This window comes from Mesorhizobium sp. BR1-1-6, assembly GCF_020165355.1.
Lineage (GTDB): Bacteria > Pseudomonadota > Alphaproteobacteria > Rhizobiales > Rhizobiaceae > Mesorhizobium.
Map to the genome: position 1 here is coordinate 249,922 of NZ_JAIUHZ010000008.1, position 9,237 is coordinate 259,158.

The 9,237-nt window shown below is 61.6% G+C and carries 1 protein-coding gene; it reads right to left on the reverse strand.

The window, feature by feature from the left end; translation table 11 throughout:
• Positions 1-3: 3 nt before the first annotated feature.
• A partial coding sequence (locus LB545_RS18220) for a DUF5801 repeats-in-toxin domain-containing protein (protein ID WP_263493986.1) occupies positions 4-9,237 on the reverse strand: 9,234 nt, incomplete at its 5' end.

Consider the following 9,237-nt stretch of genomic DNA (forward strand, 5'->3'; position numbering starts at 1 on the left):
CCCTTAGGCCACGTCCTGCTTGGTACCATGGCTGTCGTCATAGAGTATTTTGACTGCTTCGGCCGCACTGTGGAACGTATAGTTCTCCAGCACCGCCACCGTGTGATAGTTGTCGCCGCCGCCATTGGTGTCGACCTTGACCTCGGCGTTCGCCGCATTGGCGGAGGACTGCGCGATCTCCACGAAGCCGCCGGCTTCGAGATCGGTGACGCCGGCCAGGCCCTTCAGCAATGCCGTAAGATCGATCTGGTCGCCCTTGGCCCCGTCATGGAAATCGGCGATCAGGTCGGTCACCTCGAGAGAGCCGATGGCGAAGGTCTTCGTGCCGTCGGAGGCGACGGTCGGCTGTGCGGGGGCACCGAGCGAGGTGTCGAGTTCGACCTCGACATAGTTGCCGGTGGTGCCGTCCGCCATCTGGAACGTGCCGTTGCCTGTCACGGTCTGCCCGTCGATTTCGCCCACGGCCGGGCTGGCCGCCGTGCTGATGGAGACGATACCGTTATCCGCGAGGTGCGACAATTCCCCGGCATCGCTGGCGCCGTTGGTATTGGCGTCCTTCCAGATCAGTAGGCTGTCGAAGGCGGCGTCATTGTGATCGATGACGCCGTCATGATTGCCATCGAGCGAGGCGAGTGCCGCCGCCCCGCTGGCGAACTTGCCGCCGCCGAAGCTCGGCGTGAACAGCTCGGTGCCGTCGTCGATCTTGCCGTCATGGTTGAGATCCACCGCCAGCATGCCGTCATGAGATGTGTTCCAGGCGACCTGATCCTTCGCCCCATCGCCATTGATGTCGAACTGGACGCCATGGCTGAGGTCGGAGAAGGCAAAGCCGTCGTGGTTGAGGTCGAGGATGATGGGGTCGGTGACGCTGTTGTAGGCGACGAAGTCAGAGGCCTGCAGGCCTGCCATCTGCGTAGCGGTAACACCATTCAACGTCGCTACAAGAACTCGGCTCCCAGTGTTGCTCCAGTCTGTGTCATGCCAAATCTGTCCGACGCCAAGGGTCGAATTGAAAACAGCCACATAGGTGTTTGTAGCAGCGGCAGTTGCGGCAGCGATTTGAGTTGATGTCTGGCCAGTCGAAGAGGTAATCAGCACCAGCTGATTGTCGTCGGTAGTGTTGATAGCACCGATGCTCGATCGGGCGGTAAAATTGCCATCACTGTTGGTAAGGGGTTGTCCGGTCGCTGTTCCTGAGATGCCGAAGTTGACAGCACCGGGTCCTGTGCCTTCGAGGAAGCCAATCTTGTCGATTCCAGCTTGGAAGTCGGTAATGGTATCCATTCCCGTATTCGTCGCCAGTCGGAACTGATCCGCCCCGCCATTGCCCGTGAGGATGTCGTTGCTGCCGCCGGCGTTGATGGTGTCTGCACCTGCACCGCCGACGATAGTATCAACGCCCGAAGAGCCGATGATCTTGAAGCTCTCTGTCTGGTTGGACAGATCGAGGATCGCCGCAGTTGTCAACGTCACATTTTCCACGTTGACGATCTGCGCGTCAGACGCACTGGTGAAGTTTGCACTGACCCGCAGGGTGTCTGTTCCGCCTTCGCCGTCGATCACATAGTCGCTCTGATCGGCCACGATCATGTCGTTGCCGCCACCAGCCAATATTATGTCGACACCGCCAGCTCCGTCGAAAATATCGCCATTGCCGTCGCCGACAAGGATTTCGTTCGCAGCTGTCCCCGCTATGTCGCCGCCGCCGTTGCGGTTAAAGACTTGCACGCTTGCGGTGTCTGTTCCAGTGCCGTTCGTCGCCGTGTAATCAAAAGTTCCACCATCGGCATTGTTTCCGTCATCGATGCTTATCGTGTTCGACGAATTGTTCACCGTAAGGCCGATGACGTTTGAGACTGCCGAGATGTCGGTTGCCCCTGTATCATTGTGCAGGAAAGCCCATTCAGGCACAGTGAACTGAACGCCGTCGAAATTGGTTCGGACGAAATCGTTGCCAGTTGTAATCTCCACAACGTCAGTGACGTTTACCGTGATCTGCTGCGTGTCCGTGCCGCCGTGGCCATCCAAAACCTGAACGTTGACGACGTAGGAATTGTTGCTGTCGTTGTCTGTCGGCGCCTCGAAGTTTGGTGCCGAGAGGAAGGTGAGCACGCCGGTCGATGCATTGATCGAGAACTTGGCGAAATCCGTGCCTGCGGTGCCGAGGAGCGAATAGGTCAGCGCGTCGCCATTGGCGTCGGTCGCGTTGATGTCAGTCACCGCAGTCGTGTTTTCCGGCACGCTGAGGGTGTAATCGTTGCCACCATTGGGCGCGGTGATGACGGGTGCGGCGTTCGGGATATCCAGAACCGTTATCTGCAGATCCGCTCCGGCCGTGTCGCCGTCGCCATCTACCAGGACATAGTGGAATGTCTCGATCTTGTCCGCATTGACGTTCACCGGTGCGGTGTAGTCGTAGTCGCCCGCATGATGGATACCCTCGTCGGCGAAATAGAATGTCAGCTTGCCACCGGCGCTCGTGGTCACCTCGATCGACTTGCCATCGTTTGCAAGCAGATGCGCGCCGGGTAATGCGCCGGAAAGGCTGATGGCGTTCGTTCCATTGAACGTATAGGTCGTACCGTCGATCGCAATCGACTGGATGTGGCCGCCGTCGGCGCCAAACGCGTCGACGCCAAGGCCATGATCGGCAAGAATGCTGCCCGAGGCGGACGATGGCAGCGCACCCGCCAGCGTCGATGAGAGCTCGGTCGGATCCGTCACCGCTTCGGCAATATCGCCTGGGCGCGAGGCGATCTGCGCCAGGAAATTTGTATTGGCGATATCGCTGAAGCCAAGCGCGAAGACCTGGTTCACATGGCTGCTGGCCAGGAAATTACTCCAGCTGCTCTGCTCGTTCGCATCCAGGCTCGCTCCCGATTGCGGGTCGCCGTCGCTCAGGAAGTAGATGTTGGTGGCGTCTGCCGTGGGATGCGGCAAATTCGCGTAGCGATCGGCACTATTGCTTCTGCCGTCGATCAGGTTGGCGGCGGAGTCATATTGCGTGCCAGCCGAGAGACTATTCGAATTGAACCCGTTTACGGTGTTGATGGCACTCTGGATGTAGTTGCTTTCACCGATCGTGTACTGGCCGACGAGCTCGGCTCCTACTCCGAATGAATAGATCGTGATCTGGTTGAAGATCACTGTCGAACTGCTCAGGAAATTCTGGACCGCCGCCTGCATGAGTGCAAGCCGGGTAGTAAAACCGCCCGCGCCATCCGGATCGCTGTTCATGCTGAGCGAAAGATCGAGCACGAGGATCGCATTGAGCGTCGGCTTGCTGCCTTCGTCTACTTGCACGGTGTCCGGCCTCGCCACCGGCATATCGTCGTCGATCTTGATGGCGACCGTGCCGTTGGCGTGGTCGCCGTTGGAGTCGGTGATGGTGTACCCAAGCGAAAGATTGATGTCGTTCTCGCCGCCGCCTTGCGGGTGATCGACCTCCTGCAGCAGCGTGAAGTTATAGGTCGCCGCTGTCTGGTTGACCTCGATCTTGAAGACGGCGTGGTTGGCTGCGGCCGTCGCGCCGGACGTGTCGGTCGTGCCGTACAAGGTGTGTGAGGCCGTGTCGTAGTAATAGTGGAGCGCGACGCCGTCATGCTTCACTGTGAAAGCGCCGTCCATGACGGTGTCGCCATTGGTAACGTTGAAGCCGAGCGAGCCATGCCCGTCCGGCCCATAGCTGCCAAGCGACATGTTCGCAGGGTTCGAAGTCGTATCGTCGCCCGTGCTATTGGTGTTGTGGACGCCCGCGGCAAGATCGTCTTCGTCGACCACGATGCTCGACGAGGTGGCGGTCGGCTGACCGGTGCTGTCGAGCCCGACGGTCAGCGTCGCGGTCGAGGTGTCGCCGTCGCCGTCCTTCAGCGTGTAGGTGAACACGTCGCTGCCGGCCAGGCCGGAGACACGGGTATAGGCGTAGCTGCCGTCCTCCTGCAGAGCCAGCGTGCCGAATTGGCCGCTGACGACGAAGCCGCCGCCAGCCACATCGGTGTCCGATCCACCAGAGCCAGTGACGCCGCTGATCTTGGCGCCGTCGGCACCCAGGGTGTCGATACCGGTGCCGTGCAGACCTTCGTTGGTGCCGGCGCCGTCTATCACATTGCCGAGGATCGAGCTGCCTATGATGCCAGTGCCGAAGGAATCGGTGTCATTGTGGGCCGTTGGGCCATCATCGCGTATCGCGATGTCGAGCGAAGAGGTGGTGCTGCTGCCGTCGGTGTCTGTAACGACAACACCGTAGTTCGCAAACACCTGATCCTGGAGGCCACGGTCACCGGGCGTCGCATCCGCCGTTGTATTCGGATGAGTGACATTGTCGAGCAAGGTGAACTTGTAGGTCACCGTGCCGCCGGTCGCGTCTCCGACAAAGCTTGTCACCTGGAGCAATCCGTAGGCCGGGCCGCCCAAGATGGTCACCGGCGCTCCGGGCGAGGCGGCCTGTAACTCCGCCAAGGTCAGCGCCGTGGTCCCGATCGTCAGCGTGACCAAGCCGTCGGGCGATGTGAAACCGAAGGCGCCGGTGTTGCTTTCCGACGGATCGACATTGGTAGCCGGATTGTTGTCGTTTTCGCCAGATCCCGCAGGTTCGCCGCTACGGATATCCAGGCCCTTTTCATCGACGAACGTATCCCCGCCCGAAGCTTGCAGCGTCAGACCGGTAAGCGTCGTCAAGTAGTTGACGTCGACAGTGGTCGAGCCCGCCGTGACCAGATGCTCGTATTCGCTGCCCCCCGACTGCACCGACGCGATCGAATTGGAAATATTCGCCTGGTTGGTGATCTGGGCGTCCGTGTAGGTGTGGGTCACGGATCCTGTCGTAGCGCCGGTGGCGACTGTCACTGTCTCGCCATTGGCCAGCGTGAAGGTCAGTGGTGCGGTCGGTGCGACCGAACCAGGAGTACCGGTCAGCGTCACCGTGTAGAGGATCGAGCCGCCATTTTCCGAGACCGGGATTGTTGAGGACGTGAGCGTCGCCGTCACCGTGTTGGTAGTGTCGGTGACCTGCGCCGTCGCCGTTGCGGCGCCGACCACGAGATGCTCGAAATTGCCACCGCTGGTGTTGATGATGGTCGCGGTCCGGCTCGACGCGTCGAGATAGACGTCCTCGTCATTGCCTGAGGCAATCGTCAGCGTGCCGGTGGTCTGGCCGTTCGCGATCGTGATGTCGCCCTGGTTGGTTGTGATCGTGGTCACGCCCTGGGAGGCGTTCGACAGTGTTGCCGTGAAGACGTAGTTGGCCACCGCTCCTTCCGACACCGTCGAGGCGCTAAGGTTGACCGTCGTGTCGTTGGTGGTGTCGTTGATCGCAAAGCCGAAGTTGGCGGTCGACGTATCGCCGTCGCCATCCTTTACGGTGAAGGTGCCGGTTGCGGTGCCTCCAGTAAGATAGACGTCGTCGCCTTGCGCGGTGAATGTGTAGCTGCCATTCGCCATGACCGCCATCGTGCCGTGCTCGAAGACGATTGGCTGCGAGTAGCCATCGGCGCCGAACACCAGGGTCTTGCCGTTGATCTGCGTCACCGTGGCACCATCGGCGCCGGCGACGAAGTCCAGCACGCCGGTGACCGTTGTGCCCTCGGCGACGTTTTGCGAGGCACTCACACTCGCCGTCGGCGTGTCGTCGTCGACATCGATCGACAGCGTGCCGGTGGCCGTGTCGTGGTCGCCGTCCGTGACGGTGTAGTTGACCCCGAACTGCAGATTGTTCTCGTCGTCGCCGGCAGGGTGCTCGATCGCATGAAGCTGCGTGACCGTGTAGGCGCCGGATGTGGTGTCGGCCAGATGCACCTTCAGCACATCGACGACGACGTTGTTCTGCATCTGGCTGATGATCAGGTCGGTTCCCGAGTTCGAGGTCACCGAGAACCCGCCCGCAACCGGCAGCGTTGCGCCGGTGAGCAGCGTCGTACCGGCGCCGTCGGCGCCGTAGGTGTGACCGAGCGTACCGGATGTGTGGGCGGTGTCGGGATCGACATCGCCGGTGCCATCGGGATTGCCGCCCAGCGCGTCGTCATCGAGCTGGACCTGTGCATTCATCGCTGCCGCCGGCACGTCGTCCGCGACATTGACCGTAAAGCTCTGGGTGACGGAGTCGCCGTCGCCGTCGACGGCCTTGATGGTGAAGCCGAGCGGCAGCGAGGCGTCGCTGCCGCCGGTGTGGTCGTGGTCAAGCGGCTGCCAGAGGGTGAAGACAAAGGTCGGCGTGCCCACGCCGTTCAGGGTCACCATGAAGACGGGATTGGATACGGTGTCGCCTTGCTTGAAGGCGACGAGTTCCTCATCGACGCCGTTGGCGGCAAGACGGACTGTGTAGTCCAGCGAAACGCCGCCCGAGGTCAGCTCTTCGGGCGCCATGAGAGTGTTGCCGGGACCGCGCGCGAATTCGAGATGGCTCGATCCCTTGTTGTCCGCATTCCAGTCGATATTGAGATTGCCTGATGTCGGCTGTACCAGGGGCAGCAGGCTCTCCGACACATTGCCCGTACCCGCAGGGCTGGTGACGACCGGAATGTCGTCGGTGACATGCACGGTGAAGGCGGACGACGTGCTGTCGCCATCCGAATCCGTCGCGGTGAAGTCGAAGGACAGGGCCTTGTCGTTGTGGTCGGCTCCAGCCGGATGGTCGATATTGTCTTGCAGGTTGAACGAATAGTTGCCGTTAGTCTGATCGTTGATCGACACGGTGAAGATGGTGCGGATGACCGAGTTGTGCGTGGCGGTCGCCGTCAGCACGGCGTCGTTGCTGGACAGAGTGTAGGTGATGGCATCGCCATTGGACGTCAGGCCAGCCTGGACGCCGGCCAACGCCGGATTGAAGGTAACCGAGCGGTCGTGAATGCCGCTGTTGGGATTGGCGTCGTCGGCTCCCCACGAGATTCCCAGCGAGCCGGTCGCGGAGGCCGCGTTGAATGCGTTTGTGGAACCCGCTGCGGTGCTTTCCGCCACGGTGGCCTCCGCCGCAGCGATCACTGGCCTGTCATTTTCGACCACAATGTTCAACGTGCCGGCCAGGTTGACGCTGTCGCCGTCGAAGTCGGTCGCCTTGAAGAGCGAGCCGATGTCGATCGCCATCGTCCCGCTGTCGCCGGAATTGAGGCTATGGTCGAGGTGATCGAGCAGCGTCAGCGTAAAGGTGCCGTTGTTGTTGTCCGCAATCGTGAATACGGTGCGACCGTCCGCCGCGACGCCATCGACGGCATCGACACCCACAACGAAATGAACCGCCGATCCCCCCGACGACACGCCCGCCTGAGTTCCATTCTTTTCGACGTTGAAGGAGAAAGTCGCGTCGTCATCAGCGCCGATCGAAAGCAGTGGGACGAAGGCCGATGCCCCAAACGTAACCGAGGTTGGCTGGCTGCCGCCTTCCGAATTTCCGCTCGACAGGCCGGTCAGCGTGTCTTCGTAGACGGTCGGAAGAGTGGCGCTGCCGTTCAGCGCTACCGGAATGTCGTCCTCGATGCCAATGGTGAAGACGCCGCCGCTGGTGGTGGTGGTCGACGTATAGAGGAAATTTTCGGCGCGGATCTTGTCGCCGCTGTCGAGATCGAAGCGGATCACCAGATGGTCGAACGTGCCCGCCGGGTCGATCGTGACGACTGAGCCGTTGGCCGGCACAGTCATCGTTCCTATCTGGAAACCGGAGCTGCCGGAAACCGGCACGCCGGCGCCATTGTAGGCTTCCCAGGAAATTGTGCCCGAACCGTTGCCGTTGATGGTGAAGCTCACCGCATCGGTGCCGGGCCGCGAGAAGATGAAGCCCTCATTGTCATGGATATGATTGTCGCCGATGCCGACGCCCTGACCCGAAACGTTGAAGGAATCGCTTCCGGCGCCATTGTTGAAATCGTGAGCCAAGGCTCCCTTGAACGTTAGTCCGTCGAACGTAACGCCGCCCACGGTATAGGTGCCGTAATGGCCGGAATGCAGACTCAGGCCTGTCGTGGCTGTGGTGGTCGTCGTCTCGCCGGTGATCGCGATCGTGTCGCCGTCGGCGTCGGTGAACTGGAGCGCATGTGTGAAGTCGAGCACCAGCTTCTGGTTGTCATCGTTGGCGGGGGAGTTCGGCAGGTGGTCGATCTGGTCCAGCAAGGTGAAGGTGTAGGTGCCGTTCGGCTGGACATCGAGGGTGAAGACTTTGCGGTCGCCCGCATCGAGGCCGGGTGTTCCGCTCTCGACATAGCCGGTCAGCACCGTGCCGTCGACGTGGTAGACGATCGCCTCGCCCTTCGATGTCGCCGCCGGCAAGCCAGCGGGGTTCTGGATCAGCGAGAAGGAACCGGGTTCGTCCGCCCCGGCGGAGACCAGCGAGCTCAGCGAACCGGTCGCGACCGTGCCGAGGCCATCTCCGTCGGGATTGCCGACGGAATGACCATTCGAGTTCGCCAGCAAAAGCGCGTCCTCGCCGACATTGCCGGAGACGGTGGCGCTGGTCTGCACCGGAATGTCGTCGAGGACCTGGATCAGGAAGGTCTCGGCGCCAAGGGAGATGGAGTCGCCGTCACCGTCGGTCGCGACGATATACGAGGAAAGATCGATCGGGCTCGTCAGCTGGTTTTCACCATTGTCTCCGGCCTGGCCGTCCAGCGCCGGATGATCGATCTGATCCTTGAGCGTGAAGACGTAGGAGCCGTTGGCCCCCACGGTCAGCTGGAAGATCTCGCGGTCGCCGGCCGAGAAGCCGGCGCCGTTTCCGGCCTCGGCATAACCATGCAAGGTGTTCCCATCGGATACGATGAGCACATGCGCGCCCTGCGACGTAAGGCCGGAATCCACCGGCGCAGCGGTCGAGGCAAGATGGAAGGCCTGGGCGCCCGGGCCGTCGGCGCCGAAATCGACGAGCGCGGTCAGCGCGCCGGCAGCGCCCGTAACGGTCGCGGAAAGGCCGATCGCTCCCGTCTCACCCGGCCTGCCGGCATCTGGGTTGTGTCCGGCAAGCCCATCTTCATCGACATTCGCCGTGATCGAGGCGGTTCCGACCGCCTTCGGCCCGTCGTCCTCGAAGATGATAGTCTGTGAGATGTCGGCGCTCTGTGTGACGTGGTCGCCGTCGCCATCGGTCGCGGTGACGGTGACCGAGACCGAGCCGGCGCCGAGCGCGATGCCCTCGTCGTTGCTGTGGGTGTCGGGATGCTGGAGCGAGACGTATTGCGCCACCGCGACCTGGCCGGTGGCGGCATCGACATGCAGCGCGAAGGCGACCTTGTCGGTGGCGGTAACGCCGTTGTTGTT